This is a genomic window from Plectonema radiosum NIES-515, assembly GCF_025753815.1.
GTDB lineage: Bacteria > Cyanobacteriota > Cyanobacteriia > Cyanobacteriales > Nostocaceae > Hassallia > Hassallia radiosum_A.
In genome coordinates this window covers 1-17,779 of sequence record NZ_JAOWRF010000083.1, presented here as the reverse complement: position 1 = coordinate 17,779, position 17,779 = coordinate 1, and the positions used below count along the sequence as shown (strand labels likewise).

The 17,779-nt window shown below is 42.2% G+C and carries 15 protein-coding genes; 7 read left to right on the top strand and 8 right to left on the bottom strand.

From position 1 onward, the window contains the following. Entirely contained in the window at positions 1-1,095 is a 1,095-nt protein-coding gene (locus OGM63_RS05180; RefSeq protein WP_263744432.1) for a phosphotransacetylase family protein, read from the bottom strand. 212 nt (positions 1,096-1,307) lie between these two features. Further along, entirely contained in the window at positions 1,308-1,682 is a 375-nt protein-coding gene (gene ebsA, locus OGM63_RS05175) for a type IV pilus biogenesis protein EbsA (protein ID WP_263744431.1), read from the bottom strand. Positions 1,683-1,786: 104 nt separating this feature from the next. Here ebsA and OGM63_RS05170 point away from each other — a divergent pair, with 104 nt between their 5' ends. Genes OGM63_RS05170 through OGM63_RS05160 form a run of 3 tightly spaced genes read left to right on the top strand, consistent with a single transcriptional unit; the run spans position 1,787 to position 4,439 of the window. Next, entirely contained in the window at positions 1,787-1,999 is a 213-nt protein-coding gene (locus tag OGM63_RS05170) for a hypothetical protein (RefSeq protein WP_263744430.1), read from the top strand. A 57-nt stretch (positions 2,000-2,056) separates the two neighbouring features. After that, on the top strand, positions 2,057-3,031 hold the full coding sequence (locus OGM63_RS05165; RefSeq protein ID WP_263744429.1) for a radical SAM protein: 975 nt from the start codon (positions 2,057-2,059) through the stop codon (positions 3,029-3,031). Then, a complete protein-coding gene (locus tag OGM63_RS05160; protein WP_263744428.1) occupies positions 2,985-4,439 on the top strand; it encodes a glycosyltransferase family 2 protein in 1,455 nt (484 codons plus the stop codon). The genes OGM63_RS05165 and OGM63_RS05160 overlap by 47 nt, the downstream gene beginning before the upstream one ends. Before the next feature lie 124 nt (positions 4,440-4,563). On the opposite strand, the gene dnaX is transcribed toward OGM63_RS05160, so the two are convergent. Further along, complete coding sequence (gene dnaX, locus OGM63_RS05155) at positions 4,564-6,915, bottom strand: DNA polymerase III subunit gamma/tau (protein ID WP_263744427.1); 2,352 nt, start codon at positions 6,913-6,915, stop codon at positions 4,564-4,566. Between the two features lie 402 nt (positions 6,916-7,317). Here dnaX and OGM63_RS05150 point away from each other — a divergent pair, with 402 nt between their 5' ends. Both OGM63_RS05150 and OGM63_RS05145 read left to right on the top strand, forming a co-directional pair. After that, positions 7,318-8,034, top strand: coding sequence for a hypothetical protein (locus OGM63_RS05150; RefSeq protein WP_263744426.1), 717 nt, complete (start codon positions 7,318-7,320; stop codon positions 8,032-8,034). Positions 8,035-8,208: 174 nt separating this feature from the next. Beyond that, on the top strand, positions 8,209-11,904 hold the full coding sequence (locus tag OGM63_RS05145) for a CHAT domain-containing protein (protein WP_263744425.1): 3,696 nt from the start codon (positions 8,209-8,211) through the stop codon (positions 11,902-11,904). A 233-nt stretch (positions 11,905-12,137) separates the two neighbouring features. Here the strand turns inward: OGM63_RS05145 and rbfA are convergent, their stop codons facing one another. After that, the gene (gene rbfA / locus OGM63_RS05140; protein WP_263744424.1) at positions 12,138-12,551 is read right to left on the bottom strand and encodes a 30S ribosome-binding factor RbfA; all 414 of its coding nucleotides are present in this window, start codon (positions 12,549-12,551) and stop codon (positions 12,138-12,140) included. 107 nt (positions 12,552-12,658) lie between these two features. Then, entirely contained in the window at positions 12,659-12,865 is a 207-nt protein-coding gene (locus OGM63_RS05135) for a DUF751 family protein (protein WP_263744423.1), read from the bottom strand. Positions 12,866-13,025: 160 nt separating this feature from the next. On the opposite strand from OGM63_RS05135, the gene OGM63_RS05130 reads away from it, so the two are divergent. After that, positions 13,026-13,856, top strand: coding sequence for a DNA adenine methylase (locus tag OGM63_RS05130; protein WP_263744422.1), 831 nt, complete (start codon positions 13,026-13,028; stop codon positions 13,854-13,856). Here OGM63_RS05130 and OGM63_RS05125 read toward each other — a convergent pair. Further along, on the bottom strand, positions 13,853-14,335 hold the full coding sequence (locus OGM63_RS05125) for a PD-(D/E)XK nuclease superfamily protein (protein WP_263744421.1): 483 nt from the start codon (positions 14,333-14,335) through the stop codon (positions 13,853-13,855). The genes OGM63_RS05130 and OGM63_RS05125 overlap by 4 nt on opposite strands. A 380-nt stretch (positions 14,336-14,715) precedes the next feature. Here OGM63_RS05125 and OGM63_RS05120 point away from each other — a divergent pair, with 380 nt between their 5' ends. Further along, positions 14,716-15,069, top strand: a complete 354-nt coding sequence (locus OGM63_RS05120; RefSeq protein WP_263744420.1) for a hypothetical protein — start codon at positions 14,716-14,718, stop codon at positions 15,067-15,069. 472 nt (positions 15,070-15,541) lie between these two features. On the opposite strand, the gene OGM63_RS05115 is transcribed toward OGM63_RS05120, so the two are convergent. Further along, on the bottom strand, positions 15,542-16,762 hold the full coding sequence (locus tag OGM63_RS05115; RefSeq protein ID WP_263744419.1) for a HetZ-related protein: 1,221 nt from the start codon (positions 16,760-16,762) through the stop codon (positions 15,542-15,544). Positions 16,763-17,109: 347 nt separating this feature from the next. Then, positions 17,110-17,766, bottom strand: coding sequence for an L-threonylcarbamoyladenylate synthase (locus OGM63_RS05110; RefSeq protein ID WP_263744454.1), 657 nt, complete (start codon positions 17,764-17,766; stop codon positions 17,110-17,112). Between the last annotated feature and the right edge of the window lie 13 nt (positions 17,767-17,779).

Here is a 17,779-nt window from a genome sequence, read left to right as displayed (position 1 = left end):
TCAGGGTAAAGCCACTGCGGGATTTAAGCCGAGTTGAGACAACAAGCGGTTAATGTCGAAATGTTCAGCCATCAATTGACTAATGCAGTGAACTTTAATTGGTTCGTGGACGCGCACTTGACCAAAAGTGCGATCGACAATTTCTACGGTGGTGAGGGTGTCTAGGTCAACTGACAAAATGGGGATTTCTAGTTCTTCAGCGCGATTGAGGATAAAAAGGGGAGGTGGGAGTTGTCCGGTAAGGATGAGACATTGAGTGGAGGTTTCCAAAGCAGCTTGTTGAATTTCCACGCGATCGCCTCCGGTAACTACCGCCATATTTCGCCGTTTGCGGAAATACTTGACCGCCGAGTTGACATTCATCGCCCCAATTGCTAGACTTTCCACCATTAAATCTAGGCGATCGCTACGACAAAGAACTTCGGCTTTTAACTGCTTGACCAATTCGCCAACGCTAACACTGCGTAGTAAGTCATTTTTTGGCAACATTCCGAGTACGGGAATACCTTGTTGTTCCAAAAACGGACGCAACTGGGTATCAACAGCTTCTATTTGGGCTGGGGGGATATCATTGAGGACAACACCAATTAAGCGATCGCCTACACGCTCTTTCGCAGATAACAGCCCCTCAACTGAAAGCAGCGATTGATAACGACATACCAACAACACAGCCGCATCGACAACATCAGCCACTTGCGGCAAAGACAAGCCAAATAAATTACCTTCTGACAAATCCCCAGGACCCTCCAACAATACCAAATCCCCTCTAGATATTTGTAAATATTGCTGTGCTAAAGAGGCACGATAATCAGTTTTGTCTTCTCCACGGAAGCGTTTTTGTATAGCGACTTCATTTAAAGCAAGCATTGTTGGTGCAATCCGGTTTGAAGGTAAATTGAGGCTGTTGGCAATAAATTGCACATCTTCCTCAACTACGTTTCCTTCAAATTCACTCAAACTTGTACCTAGCGGTTTCCCGTAGGCAATATCTAATCCTTTTTTCTGTAGCTGATGCGACAAACCTAAAACAGTGGCAGATTTGCCACTGTAACTCTCGGTTGAGCCAATCAGCAAATACTTAGCGGATTTCGGCACACACGCACTCCTTATTTTAAAAGTCAGTAGAACCCAGCTAGATCCTAATTCTAGGTCGAAGTTTGCGCTTACCGGTTGCTACCAAACTGATTTATAGAAGCGATCGCCCAAATTTCAAGGACACTTTAATAGATAGCTCAAAATCGTACCTTTTTTGGGCGAAGTTGCTAAAACCGAGAATTATTGAATTATATTTCCCCGCTTTGCCTTGTTTATTCCTCTACACGCAGCAGTTTGCGGTAAAATGCTTGTGAAAAATCAGTCAAGCGATAGCGCTTATAATTTTCCATCAGTTCAATTAAAAAATTAATCAACTCGAAACTTGCCATCATCAGTTCATAACTTAACTCCGCATCGCCATCAAACTGCAATCGGCAACGAGTTAAGTCTGAAGGTAGGGTGGCAATATTCCAAGTAGCGACAAAGGGAACATGCTCGCTGCCTTCTATTTTGCGTTTTCCTTCTAAAACGCCTTTTTGATAAAGACCGATGGCATAACGCAAAAAATCTCGCTTGCTGCCCTGAACGTAAGGTAAATAGACGCTTGCTTGTTGTTGAGTCGCTGGCTGGAGTTGCTCAAAAGACATAATTTAATACTCCTCTAGTTAGTTGACAACTGGGGATGCAGGTAACTTTGAGTAGTGTTCCCAAAAAATTGTGATGCATAACTATGGAGGATGGGGAATGGGTAATGGTTGGTACAATAACCACTAACCACCCTTCGGGTGACGCTCAACAAATCGAAGATCGCTGCGCTAACACCACTTGCTACAACTTTCAAAGGCAGCTATGGAGTGGAAGCTTCCCCCCAAAACGTGCCGAGTGGAAAATAAGCAACGCAGTGGTTCACGCTCCAACGCTCCTACTAACAACCAACCACCAACCACTACCAAAAGAATGTTGACTGTTGGTTAACTCCGTTTAAAGATGTCTTAAGGAAAACTTTTAGTGGGTTTAGACTATGGCTCCGCTGGTTGCAAATTATTACTTGACCTATCGCTGTAATGCCCGCTGTCACTTTTGCAACATTTGGGCATTAGAACCGGGCAAAGAAGCTGATTTTGAAACTATTAAGCGTAATTTAGAAGATTTACGCCGTTTGGGGACTAAATATGTAGATTTTACGGGTGGCGAACCTTTATTGCGACATGATGTCGGGGAGATTTATACTGAGGCAAAACGTCAGGGCTTTTATACCAGCATGACGACGAATACAATTTTGTATCCGAAAAAAGCTAAGGAAATTCAAGGTTTAGTAGACTTTTTGAATTTTTCCTTGGATGGTGGGGATGCGGAAACTCACGACCAGTCGCGTGGGGTGAAGATTTTTGACAATTTGGTAGAGTCGGTAGCGATCGCTCAATCTTTAGGAGAGTACCCGGTACTAAATCATACCGTTACTGCCCAAAACTACGATCGCATTCAAGAAGTCGCAGCATTAGGACAAAAACTAGCTGCTCGCGTCTGGCTAAATCCCGCTTTTACGGCTTATGACCAATACAACTCTAATAAGAATCCCACCCCAGAAATGGTAGCGGCAATCGAAACCGCTGCGAGGAAATATAAAAATGTCGGCTACAATAAGGCTGCATTGGCTTTTATCGAAGCTGGGGGCAATGATACCAAAAATCCGCGCTGTAAGGCGGTGGATGCCGTGATTGCGATTTCTCCCAATGACGAACTGCTACTACCTTGTTACCATTTTGCCCAAACTGGAGTTGCGATTAACGGGCGACTTTATGACCTGTATCGTGAGTCTGAAGAAGTAGAAGAGTATCGCCAATCTCAAGGTAAGCTAAAAGTGTGTGAAGGTTGCACGGTTTGGTGTTACCTGATACCCAGCTTCTTTATGGGTGTAGACAAATACTGGTTATTGAATCAAGTAACTTATGCCAGCGAATTCCTGGCCCGAAAACGATTCTTACAACGAGCTTGATCCGCTCAACTCTTTATTTTCTGACCTATCAGGAGATGATGAGTTGGAGATAGAAGAGGTAGAAACCGATCCTGTGTTTTTACCATCCCGGTTTCAAGGTCGGAGAAAAAAAGCCGCTCTAGTTTTGACTGTTGTCTGGAGCGGCACGATCGCTTTACATTTAGTTTCTTGGGGTTCTATTTTTATCCTAGGATTGACCACTGTCTTAGGAATTCATGCCCTGAGGATTGTGTTTGCTAGACCAGGCAAAGAACACTTAGTAGGGGAAGAAATTATTTTCCCCTACCAAGAGGAAATGCTGGGTAATTTACCAAAAGTATCTGTGTTAGTGGCGGCGAAAAATGAAGAAGCAGTTATTGCCAATTTAGTCAAGAATCTTTGTAGTCTGAAATATCCGCAAGGTGATTACGAAGTCTGGATAATTGACGATAATAGCAACGACACAACGCCGCAGTTGTTAGCACAACTAACGGAAAAATACAATAACCTAAAAGTATTAAGACGTTCAGCAGAAGCGAGTGGCGGTAAGTCAGGGGCATTAAATCAAGTTTTGCCACTGACGCAAGGGGAAATTATAGCGGTGTTTGACGCTGACGCGATTGTGTCGTCAGACTTGTTGTTACGGGTAGTACCTTTGTTCGCTAAAGAAAAGCTGGGCGCGGTGCAGGTGCGAAAAGCGATCGCCAACGCCAAAGAAAACTTTTGGACAAAAGGTCAAATGGCAGAAATGGCAGTTGATGCCGTTTTCCAAAAGCGACGGATTGCCATTGGTGGAATCGGCGAGCTGCGGGGAAATGGTCAATTTGTCCGGCGCGAAGCCTTGGAATGCTGCGGTGGCTGGAATGAAGAAACCATCACCGATGACTTGGATTTGACATTCCGTCTGCATCTAAACGACTGGGATATTGATTGTGCTTTTAATCCAGCGGTGGAAGAAGAGGGTGTGACGAATGCGCTAGCTCTTTGGCATCAGCGCAATCGTTGGGCAGAAGGTGGATATCAGCGCTATTTGGATTACTGGGATTTAATTCTTCGCAACCGTATGGGGAGAAGTAAAACCTGGGATTTGCTAATGTTTCTGCTGATTATGTATATTTTACCGACAGCAGCAGTACCAGATTTATTGATGGCGATCGCTCGGCATCGTCTACCAATATTAAGTCCAGTCAGCGGCTTGACAGTCACCATGTCAATGGCAGGTATGTTCGCAGGTCTAAAGCGGATACGTCAAGATAAAGAGAAAAAATTTCGCGTTTCTAGCTACTTTGTCCCCCTGCTTCAGACATTACGCGGAATTATATACATGTTCCACTGGTTTGTAGTCATGAGCAGCACCACTGCCCGTGTGTCAGTCAGACCAAAGCAGCTCAAATGGGTGAAAACAGTGCATCAGGGGACTGGAGACTAGGGATTAGGGAGGGGAAAACACGCCCTAGGGGGACTAGGGGGACTAGGGGGACTAGGGGGGTTCCCCCACCGGGACTAATGCCCAATTCCCAATTACCAATTACCCATTCTCCATTGCCAATTCCCTAATCTTCTTCCGCTTCTTCTAACGAATCAGGTGTAGTTGTATCTGAGACTTCTACAACTTCTTCTGTGAAGCGGATAATTTGACCATCAAAAAATTTCGCCACACTTCGAGCTGCGATCGCCACTTTATCAGCATTTTCCATATCATCAATGGCTGCTGGGGGAAAAAGCGATCGCGGTGGGGGCATTTGCACTGCTTGGGGAACTGAAGGAGATTCAGTTCTTGCAGGAGGTTGTCTTGCTGGCGGGGAAACTTCTGCTGGCGGCGTTATATTATTATGGCTTTGATTATTGGTTTGATAATTCGGTGGAGGCTGCGCTTTGACGCTGTTAGGCTTTGGGGGGGTAGAAGGTGGTGAACCGCTGATTAATTCTAGATTTACTTTTATTTGACGCTGAAAAGCTTTTTCAAAGGCTGTAGCAATTATCGGCTGCTCTGTCTGAAGCCTTTTATACCAAGCTGGAGATTTAATTCCAATTCGGGCAACATTACCATCAAACTCTATCAGATGGCACATTTGACGCAACAATGAACCTGTAGAAATTGGTAGGTAAGTCACTACCTTTTGCCAAGTTTCTGCTAGCGTTGCATCGTTGGATTCCGACGGAGGAGTGGGGGGAGATGGGGGAGTGGAGGAGTGGGGGAGAGGGGGAGTGGAGGAGTAGGGGAGAGGGGGAGTGGGGGGAGGTGAGGGAGATGGGGGACGATGATTGCTTGGTGATGCTGTTGCGGTAGTGATGGGTGGTAGGCTTGGGACTGCGGGTTGAGTGTTGGCACTGGGTAATAAACCTAGCAATGTTACTTCTAACCACAAACGGGGTTGAGTGGTGTTTTTGATTTGCACTTCAGCAGTTCGCAGGTGTTGCTGTCCTGCCAAAATTGTAGTTAGGTCCAACTGTTGAGCGAATTCAACGATCGCTTTCCAAGTTTGGTCAGTACAAGTAACTAAATCTTGGCGTTTGGGTGCAGTTTTGGCGATGAGTAAATCGCGGTAGAATGCGGCAAGATTCTGAAGAATAGTTAAAGGTTCGCGACCACGGTCAAGGATTTTGCGGGTGTTGTCAAGAACGGCTTCGGGATTATTGTCAGCGATCGCGTTCACCAATACCAACAAATCCTGTTCGCTTACCGAACCGACTAAATCCCAAACTCGCTCTGGTGTCACTTCACCCGATAATAGTGCTAATTGGTCGAGCAAACTTTCTGCATCGCGCAATCCACCTTGAGCAATTTGAGCAACTAATTTTACAGCGTCATCAGATATATTGATATTTTCTTGGCTGGCGATCGCTTTTAAATGCTTCACCATCGGTTCTACCTGAATTCGCCTAAAATCAAACCTTTGACAGCGAGAAATAATCGTTGGTAAAACTCTTTGCGGGTCTGTTGTCGCTAAAACAAAGACAACGTGTCTCGGTGGTTCTTCTAATGTCTTTAGTAGCGAATTAAATGCCGCATTACTGAGCATATGACAATTATGGACTAACAGACCGTTAGCCACAAAGTTGTGATTATGCTCAACTTCAATATCATAAACTTGCTCAACTCCAGCGAGGTGCACAGATTCGACCGTTTCCAAACTTGTAGTCCATTGCGGGTATGGAATATTTTTCGTAGTAAGCGCTTTAGCGCTTATTTTAGGCACTTTAGTGCCTACTACGAGCCTAAATTTAGATTCCACACTCCCAGGGGATAATATCTTCGCTCCTTTTTTCAGGTGTTTTGCTGGTATCCATCCCTCAACTGTCCTGATTAAATGATTATCCGTACATCTAATTTCTCCGTTTGTTGTCTTGATAACCAGAGTCTGACGTTCTCCCTGGTCTAACCATCTGACAACTTTTTGGAATTCCCACTTTCGATTTGCATCATTGTAACTGAGAACCTTTTTACCCTGAATGTTAGAGTCATCAATCCTAACAAGACCTTCACTGGTTAAAACTAGAGAGTCTCCTGTTAAACACTCATCAATGACATAAACCTTATAGCGACATTGAACTGGGGCAAACTGCGCCTTTTCGATTAGTTCGCGGATATTATCGACACCAGTATTACTGGCGGCATCGATTTCTATTACATCTAGAGAATAGCCTTTAGTGATTCCCTTACATACATCACAGATGCCGCAAGGTTCTGCTGTGGGTTTGTCACTATTAAGACAATTGAGGGATTTGGCGAGAATTCTTGCACTCGAAGTTTTCCCCGTACCTCGTGGACCAGTAAATAAATATGCTGGGGCTATTTTAGCTGTGCGAATGGCATTAGTGAGAGTAGAGGCGATCGCCTCTTGACCCACCAGTTCAGCAAAACTCTTTGGGCGATACTTATGGTGCAGCGGTTCGTAAGACATGGAATTCAATTGATTTCTAAGTCAGCACTTCATCAGAGTTTGCCATGAAACCATTGTGAACTACCCCACCCTGGCAGAGCCTAACTTTGACTACTGTCCTCAGCACTCAATATTACCTTTTATACTGCTAATGAGCGTTGATATTAACTACAGTTATAGTAACACTAATTCTAGAGGGATTGATGCGTAATTAATCCCCACGCCCTTAGACGGATGGGGAATTACGGCGTTAGGTTAAGGTTGATTTTCTCGTCTACATCAACATAAAAATTCATATAGATTGTTACAAATTATTAATTATTAATTTGTAATTTATAATTTGCAATTGCAGCGCTTCCCCGATCAAGTATGTCGTAGACATCGCTACAATCTTAAAATAACCAACACTCAGGGGTGCAGCAGATGCTCAATAGGCTCCTTCACTGGCTTAAAAGGTTTTTTCAACGCTTGTTTGGCAAAAAACAGACTTCATCGTCATCTGTGGCTGATGTTCAAAAAGAACCTGCTCCACCCCTGACAGATACGGATCTGGAATTTCTCTTCAGCGAACTTTTAGAAGGAGTACATCAAGCACGAGGGCAAGCTTGGGCGCTGAAGTGGCTGCATAATATTGAACATCGCATCTCAACTCAACGTTGGCTGGAATGGTTACAGGGCTTTAGTCAAAAATTGCTTGCTTCCCCTGCACCTAATAATGAATTAGCATCTCGGATGGTGGATCTGGGTGAGTTGGAAGTCGGGGAAGTCGGCGATGCTGCCTATGATATTGGAATGCGGCTATTGACACGCAATGTCAGCGAACCAGTATGGGAGTATGACGGACCAGATGCTATCAAGACCAGTCCTCCACCCGAAAAAACAAATAAAGCAACAGCACTCACAGTAAAGTTAGAAACTCTGCCGGAGAAAGAATTACCAAACCAACCAGCACCCACAGCAGAGTTAGAAACTGTGCCCTCAGAAGAATTGCAAACCGTCACTTTAGACGAATTGTTTGTGATGTTGCAGCAGGATGAAAGCTTACGCAGGCAAATTTCCCAACAGTTAGGAATTGAGACAGACGATCCGCAATTGATTGTCCAGGAATTGTTTAATCAATTTCAAGCTGCTAATCAATAGGATTGGGGATTGGGCATTGGGGATTGTCCAAAAGATATAATTCTTCATTATTCCTATATTTATAGCCTTAATCCCCATTCCCCCTTATAATCTACTAGGTTTTTACGTAATGCTTGCTTTTTTTAACACAGCCCTCGTTAAAATCTATGAGAAACAACATCCAGAGTGCGGCAGATGCTCAAGCGGCTAGTAGAGTGGCTTAATAAATTTTGGAAACGCGTCTTTGGCAGGAAACGGACTCGTTCTCAAAACCGGATCAAAAAACAAAATGTGGTGCATCAAGCACCGGAATTGACAAACGCCGATCTGGAAGTTTTGTATAACCAACTACTAGAAGGCGTATATCAGGTACGAGGAAAAGAGTGGGCGCAGAAATATCTGCAACGGATGGAAAATCGGATTAGTGTTGACCGCTGGCTTGATTGGTTGCTGAGTTTTGGCGAAAAATTGTTAGCATCACCCGCACCGAATAATCAGTTAGCAACGCGAATGGTGCAACTGGGTGAACTTGGTGTCGGCGTAATTGGCGATCTTTCTTATGACATTGGTATCCGGTTGTTGACGCGGAATTTAGGGGAAATTTCTTGGGAGGAAAACGAGGAAAATGCTGAATCTACAACGTCTACAGCAATTCTCACCTCTATCGAAATTGGGGAAACGGGGGAAAACTTTCAAGAACTGGAATGGGAGTATGAAGCACCTGTTAGCGAAACTAGTACTCAGGATGTGCCAAGGGCTTCCGCAAAGGGGGCAATACAAAACGGCGAATTAGTATGGGAGTATCAAGGAGAAGAAGTTGAAAGTATAACGCCTACACCAGAGGAAACTCAAAGCGAAGAAGAATTGATCGAGAACTTTGGCGAATTAGTATGGGAGTATCAAGCAGAAGAAACTGAAAGTATAACGCCTGTTGTGGAAGAGGTAATAGGCGATCGCCTAATGTCTGTTTCTGAAACCTTGGCGGAAAATAGCCCAGAAGCATCCCCACAAACAACTTGGGATGAGTCGTTCGCAAATTTAGAACCAGATGTAGCCCAAACACTCGATGAGTTGTTGGTCAGGCTAGACCAAAGTACCAGTTTAGTCCAGCAACTTGCTTCCGGACTGGCAATTCACTCATCTGAACCAACACAACTAATTAGTACTGATACTCAGGCACAAGAATGGTTTTATCAAGGGCTTCAGCTAGCCAAGACTGGTGATTTGTCAGGTGCGATCGCTTGTTACGATCAAGCTTTACAAATTAACCCGTCGATGTATGATATTTGGTTTAATCGAGGTTTGACATTATTTCACTTAGGACAATTCTCTGAAGCGATCGCCTCTTATGACAGAGCGCTCTTCATCAAACAAGACTCTCCTAAAGCTTGGTACAATCGAGGCGGCATCTTAGGCGAATTAGGACAGTTCTCTGAAGCGATCGCCTCCTTGGATGTCGCACTGCAAATTCAGCCAAACTACGAAGAAGCTTGGTCTAGCCGAGGTTTTGCCCTGCTGAAATTAGGAAGGCTATCAGAAGCCGTTTCTAGTTACGACAAAGCACTCGATTTGCAACCAGACGACCCTCAAAACTGGTATTACCGAGGAATTGCACTAGCAGTAGATCAACGAAACTCCGAAGCGATCGCTTCTTACGACAATGCACTATCAATTGATCCAGATTATCCCGAAGTCTGGATCGACCGAGGGGTAGTGCTAGGACAATTAGGACAATGGTCAGAAGCAATTGAGTCTTGGGATAAAGCTTTAGAAATTCAACCGCATTTTTACTTAATTTGGTTCAATAGAGGTATTGCCTTAGACAATTTAGGACGGAAAACTGAAGCGATCGCCTCTTATGACAAAGCGATAGAAATCAATCCCGAATTTCACTTAGCTTGGTACAACCAAGCTTCTTCGCTGTTTCATATGGGAGAATTTGTAGAAGCGATCGCTGCTTATGATGGTGCTTTGCAACTTCAACCAGATTATTGGGAAGCTTGGATTGGTCGAGGTACATCGGCAGGAATGGCGGTAAATCCGATTTTGAAAGAAGGCGATTATGATGCAAAATTGATCAGTTACGAAGCTGGATTGGACTATGTTCGCCAAGATACACACCCAGAAGGTTGGGGAAGATTACATTTAGCGATCGCCAACGCACACTACGACCGAGGAAAAAGACATCCCACACCCCGCTATTATTGGCATCAAGCCGTATCTGAGTACAATCAGGCGCTTTTAACCCTCACACAAGAAGACTTTCCCCAACTGCATCTAGAAGTATTGCAAAACTTCATTAAAACGCTTTTAGGTTTGGGGGAAATCACATTCGCACAAGAATTATTAGAACACGCTACAGATGCATGGAAACGTTTATTAAATGAACAAAGTTCTGAAGAAAGTCAAAAAGATTTAGCTTTGAAATTTGCTAGTTTTGGACAATTAGCAGTTGATTTAGCCATACAATCTGGCGAATGGCGACAAGCTTTAGAAATCGTCGAATACAACAAAAATGCTTGTTTCACTTGGCTGATTTTTGGTTGGACTGATGACATTGATTCACCCAATTATCCAGAAATTCAACAGCTACTTAATCCTACAACCGCAATTATTTACTGGCACATCAGCCCTTACGCTTTACGCACCTTCATCATCAAAGATAATGCCCCAGAACCCATCCCTGTCTTTACACCCATAATCAGTACCCCGGTAGGTGATGAATTTCCCTTACCTGAAGCCGTGCAAATTTTGGTGGAATTAGAAGATTGGTTGGACGATTGGAATCAACAGTATCAGGAATATCGCAGCTTAGATCAAGACAAACAAAGCAAAGATAACCATTCCTGGTTAGTGGATATGCAACAGAGGCTTTTGGATCTGAAAAATATCCTTAATATTTCCACAATTAAAGACGAACTTGAAGGGATCGACCAATTAATACTAATTCCCCACCGCAACTTACACACATTTCCTCTTCATGCCCTTTTCAATCTTTTTTCTGAAGAAGAAGAAGAAGAATCATCGAGCAATGCAAATTACACAATTACCTATTTGCCAAGCGCTCAAATCGGCTTATCTCTAAATTGCCAACTAGAACCCCAGGCAAATCAAGAGAAATTATTAAGTATTGAACATCCTAACAGTACAGATTATCCGGCACTAAAATTTGCCAAACTTGAATCGGAAACTATAAGCCAAATGTTCGATAATCCCAAACGATACCAAGGAGTACAAGCAACTAAAAATGTAGTGGAAGATGCCTTATCTAGTAATTACAATATATTTCATTTTACAGGTCATGCGATCGACAATTTTATTGAGCCGAAAAAATCACAACTGGTATTATCAGGTGAAGATAAATTAACCTTAGAAGAAATCTCCCAAAAAACACTTACAAGCTACAATCTAATTACTCTCTCAGCTTGCGAAACTGCTATTACTAACCAAACTATCACCACCGAGTATCTAGGTTTAGCGAATGCTTTTTTAAGTCGTGGTTCGACTCATGTAATTAGTACCTTGTGGACTGTAGAATCAACTGCAAATGCTTTATTAATGATTGAGTTTTATCGACGACGACAGCCAAACAAATTAGAAGCAACAGCCTTAGCAGAAGCTACAAAATGGCTGAAAGAACTAACAGTTGGAGAATTGACAAAATGGTATGAAAATTTGCTAAATACTTTGCCTGTCGATGAATTTAGAATTAAAGCGTATTTAGCAACAGAAATGTATAGAACTAGAAAAATCGCAGCCGATGAAAAGCTTTACAATCACCCTTATTACTGGGCAGCATTCACAATTGCAGGTAAACTAATTTCAGAGGTAAAAGAATCAAATAACCTAGAAGATTTTTACACTTTAATACTGAACCAAGAAGAATTTTAAGAATTTCTTCTTCGTAGTGAAGGCTTTAGCGCTCAATCCCCTCAGCTTAATTAGACAAACGTCGTGGAAAAGAATGTAGAGACTTCGTTTGATCGGGTCTCTTGGGGTTTGGTTGACGCGTATTTAATTTTCACTTTTATGTGATTTGGAACTATTGATTACCCAATTAAGCTGAGGGATATTAGCTTATGCATACTGACGCCAATTTATCAAGATAATGGCGGGTGAGGATGTCAATCAGGAAAATCATCATCTTCATCGGTGCTGTCGTCTGATGCCTGATTTTCCTTAGGACGGCTATTCTCTAATTGGTTTAATAGGGACAGCACCTTATTACCGCGTTCAATTGAGCGATCTTCGACAAAAAGCACCTCTGGGGTGCGACGCAGACGCACCCTGGCACCAAGTTCGCTGCGAACGTAACCTGTTGCTGATTTTAAGCCTGCCATTGTTTCGGCTTTGGCTTCGTCACTACCATAAATGCTGACGTAAATTTTGGCATGTTGCAAATCGCCAGAAACATCAACATCGGTAACACTTACCATTCCTGTACCTACACGGTCATCCTTAATGCCACTGAGCAGCATTTGGCTAACTTCCCGTTTAATTAATTCAGCAACGCGGGAAACACGGCGAGTTGTAGCCATAAATATTATGCCTCCTCACAGAGGTTCAACTAAACAAATAGAATACTAGTTAAACAAAGCAGCGATCGCACCACCCTTGACGCTATAAGCAATTGTATGCTCATGGTCTAAACCGTACTCAAACCAAGCATTGCGCGTAAGGTAAGAGTAACAAAAACGAGACTACCGAGAATTAACCCGAAAACAGCGATCGAAGTAACTGGGTTTTTAAACAACGGTGCTAATGGCGCAAACGTATTCAGCAATACACCTAAGAGGGTAGTAATAAAGTAGCGGAAGTAACGTAAGATATTATCCCAAAATCCGTCAAACATTTGAATTTATACTGCCTTGTTATAGACTATAGCTTTGTTTTGATGTACTCGATCAATTTAATTGTAATATATGAGGTTGGTAAATTGCTCAATCAATCTAAAATATAGTTCGTAAGTTATATTAGCTATATTTAGTCTTAGTCGCGATTATTTTAATTAAATGTTAAGTCAATCTCAATCAACTTTACCGCGTCCCTTTTTAAAATGGGCGGGCGGCAAAAGTAAGTTGATTAAACAATATCTTACTCATTTACCATCCCAAACTACTTATAAAAATTACTATGAGCCGTTCTTAGGTGGTGGTGCTCTTTTTTTTCATCTCCAACCTTCAAATGGTATTTTAACTGATATTAATGCCGAGTTAATTACTACTTATCGCTGTGTGAAAGATCATATTCAAGAATTAATTTTTCTGTTAAAAGAGCATGAAAGCAAACATAGTCGAGATTATTATTATAGTGTACGAGCTAATCCTGGAAAAACCGATTTAGAAAAAGCTGCTCGTCTAATTTATCTGAATAAAACTTGTTTTAACGGTCTTTATCGAGTCAATTCACAAAATAAATTCAATGTACCTTTAGGCAAATACAAAAATCCTAATATTTGTCCGGAAAATCTACTAATTGCCGCTTCCGAAGCACTTGAGGGAGCTGAAATTAAACAGGCTAATTTTACAGAAATACTCAATCATGCAACTACTAGTGATGATTTCGTTTATTTTGACCCCCCATATTATCCCATAAGTGAAACTAGTTATTTTACATCTTATACTAATTATTCTTTTAAAGAAAATCAGCAAATTCAACTCAGAGATATATGTTTGACATTATCTGAACGTGGTGTAAAAGTTATGTTATCTAATTCAGATTGCGAGTTTATTCGCAATCTTTATACCGATTTTAATATCCACACTATATCAGCAGCAAGGTCAATTAATTCTCATGCTAAAAAAAGGGGAAAAATTAACGAGATTTTACTAACTTCATATTAAAGGTTATTGTTAGACCAGACAATAAATGAACTTAAGCTATGAACTGCTAGCAAATTTTCATTGTCACCAACTTGCTTGATTAACCAAGAAATAGCTTGTGGTTTCATTCCTCCTCCGTCAATTAATACTACTGCTTGTGCCGGATAGCAATTTTGAATATTTAAGTTGAGATAAGGGAGTTTTTCATCAACTGAACCGCTAGTTTGCTGCCATTTACACTCAATAATCAAGCCAGAAGAAATTGAGGCAGCACCAATAATAAAAAAATCTACATATATTTCACTACCATAAATTCCTGGTCCAATGTGAACCTGTTTTGCATATCGTTTTGGTATGCTGTTTGAGCTTAAAAGACATCCGAGACGTTGTTTTTTTGCTAACTCATAACCCACTTCGGTATATCTATGCCCCAGTAAAGCACCTTCTACAGCTTTTTCCAAGACATTGCCAGAAGTAACTGCTCTTCCACCTTGAGTCATCTCGATCCTGATAATTTTCTATCTTGTTTCTAAATTTAGGATTCCACAGAAGCAGCAGCAAATTATCAGTTAGTTAATATGAATTTTCAATTGGAGATGGGAAAGACTAGTTTTGTAAAAATAAGATGGTAATTTTGTACTAAATAAATACAAATGTATTAACTTAATGTAGGGTGCGTTACGGCATTAGCCTAACGCACCGAAATCGACAATTAAATATGGTGCGTTAGCGAAGCCTAACACACCCTACGCTTCAAATTTATTTACTACTGCTTGTGTTTGGCTTGACATTTTGAATCATGTTTTTTCTTTAATGAGTGGTGCGGTGATCTGTGAAAAAATAATGTCATTGGAATTTTTAAAGAAAATAGGATAATTCAATGGATACTGGCTCTTATTTAGTGTGGTTTTCGGTTTTCATTTCTCTATTCTTTCTGTGGACAACAATCATAACGTCTCAACAGCAAACAGACCAACAACAGCAAGCAGACCAACTACTGCAACAACAGCAAGCAGACCAAGTACTGCAACAACAGCAGCAAGCAGACCAAGTACTGCAACAACAGCAAGCAAACCAACTACTGCAACAACAGCAGCAACAGCAACAAGAGGAGCAACGACGGCAACAACAGCAGCAAGCAGACCAAGTACTGCAACAACAGCAAGCAAACCAAGTACTGCAACAACAGCAAGCAGACCAACTACTGCAACAACCGCTACAACAACAGCAATAGCAACTACGTATTACGATTAATTTTGCAGTGCCAAATGCTTATATCGGGGGTGGTATCGTTATTTACTACTAAATATAATTTTGGATAAATATAAATAGCGACTAATACACTAATCGAAAGAATAAATAATCTTATTACATTAGGTAGTTCGGAGTCATTAACAGTTACACGAGCAATACTACCAAGAATCAGCGGGATTGCTGGCAGTGTTAATCCAAATTACCACATTGGTGACGTTGTTATTCCTGAGAATAGGAGATGCGGTTTCTCCCATGCGTGAAACAGTGCGTAAGTTTTAAAATATAATAAATCGCCCAATACTTAAATTCCCCCCTTTGTAGGGAGGAAAGATAAGGAAGATTAATTGAAGCGAAGGTTAGATAAAACATCTAGAATAAAAGCTTGCAAAATTAGGATAAAGCGTAGAAAAATTTGCTGATATTACTTAATATTACCCTACTATACGAAAGCTTTAACCAGCCTGGGCTTCAGAGTTATTGTTACGAATAGCCCATGCAAGTTCTAGAAGTTGAGTCCAGCGCTTTTGCAGTTGTTTGGGGGTGCATTTAATTGCTTTGGCGATCGCCTGATCGTTATGTTTTGCACTTTTCAACTGCAAGATTTGCCGTTGCAGCGGTGAAAGTTGGCTCAAAAAGGTTTCCCACTGCTGGGAAGATAGTCCCAGCTTGTGATCTAAACCGGCACCCAACCATTGATGTACTAATTGCCAATGGTGTTGCTTGGCAAACTTTTCTACATGATATTTAAAACGCTGTTGCAGATAGTCGCGCTGACGACTGGTTAAACCGAGAATAGAGTCAATTTCTGGTGCTGAGAGGTCTTGGAGTTTTAAGGTGAGATAATCAACGCAGTCAGATTGACCTTGAGATTCTAGATATTTCATCAACTCAGCGATAACGCGATCGCGCTCAGATTCTTCAGCTGGATCAAAACTAGCTTGAGCAAGCATCTGCGATCGCACTTGTTGCACTGCTGAGTTCCGCTGATAAGATTCTCCTTCTTCACCCTTAGCAGATTCCACCGCCATTTCAATATCAACTGTAGTTTCTTGTGGCTGACGACGGGCAAAACCTTGGGCACGCAGTATAATCAATTGCTGATTGGCACCACCTGGTAAATTAATCCGGCGTTTGGCATACTGCTCTGTAAACGCCATGTATTCTGCTAATTCCAACTGAGTGCGGGGAGTGTAATTCTCTGGTAGTTCGTTTTCCCGCCGAAAAGCTTTGATCGCTTCGATGTAAAATGCTTGTAAGAAATCTTCAATCAGATTGTAACGAGCTTCAAATTTTAACTCGCCGCCCGCTGTGGCAATATGACGGTAAACAATCGCACCAAGATGGCTGTGTAATTCTACGCGCCCTTGTTTAGAACCCAATTGATAGTAACGCAGGCATTTTTGCTGGCGATGCCTTGCTAATGTTAGCTGCCAAGACTTTATTTCGCCAGAATTTTGGATGCGATGGCTCTTATCGCAAATACGTTCCACTTCTTTGGCGATGCGTGTGACTACAGATTCTACACTCGCAGGCGTAGCTTTCACAACCGCTTGCATTTCCTTACATAGCAGCTTGATCAAAGCATCGGCGTTGCTTGCTGACAATTCTTCGCTCGTAACTTGGCTGTCTAAAGATGGCTCAGATATGGGTAGATTGGCGAGGTTAACTTTCATGACTTTTCCTAGGAGGGGTATAGCACCGTAACTTCAAGCAGACACAGCATCCAAAGTAAGCGAACTGATATTTATCGCAAGGGCTGCTCACATATATGTATGAGTATAAAGAATATGCAATCATTTACGGCGATGTCGGTGTGTCGGTTTTTTCATTAGCAACCGGATAGCGACTGGCACAAGGCTATGTGCCATTGCGGAAAATCGCTTATAACCGTTGCTGTTCCGACTTTTCCCGTCATTCCAATCATAGCCGCTCCCAGCCTTATCAGTATGACAATTTAAAAACTGGAGCATCTTTTTTGTCATTTTCCGAAATTACCGAGGCAGTATGTGAAGTAATCTTATTACACCCAAACTACTGCTTCCTCCCAGCCTAAACCCCGTCTAGTAATCGTTGGTTCCTCTCCCGTCAAATCCAAAATAGTAGATACTTCATATGTGGGTTCCTCGCCAGTATCCACAATTACATCTACCAAATTGTCCAAACGGTCAAATAAATCTGCTCGCGACAGAATATCCTCTATGTCTACCTCAATTTCCTCATCTTCTTTATCTACCGGCAAATGTGCCGAAGTCGAAATAATCGGATTTTCTAAAGCTGCCAACAGTGCCAAACACACTGGATGATTTGGTACGCGAATCCCCGTAGTTTTCCGCTTGGGACTTTGCACGAGTCGCGGTACTAACTTGGTTGCAGGTAACAAAAATGTGTAAGGTCCAGGAATCAAGCGCTTCATAATTCGATAAGCTGTGTCACTTACCGAAGCATAAGTTGCCACATTTGAAAGGGAAGAACACAAAAACGTCAGTGGTTTATCATTCGCTAGCTGTTTAATTTGCCGCACCCGTTCTACCGCCGATTTAGCATTTAAGTCACAACCGATCGCGTAAACTGTATCGGTAGGGTAAAGCATTACTGCTCCACTCTTCAGTGCCTCCTTTATTTCTTGTATTCGACGGCTTTGGGGATTATCAGGATGGACAGAGAAAATTGTTGCCATAGGGGGATCGGGG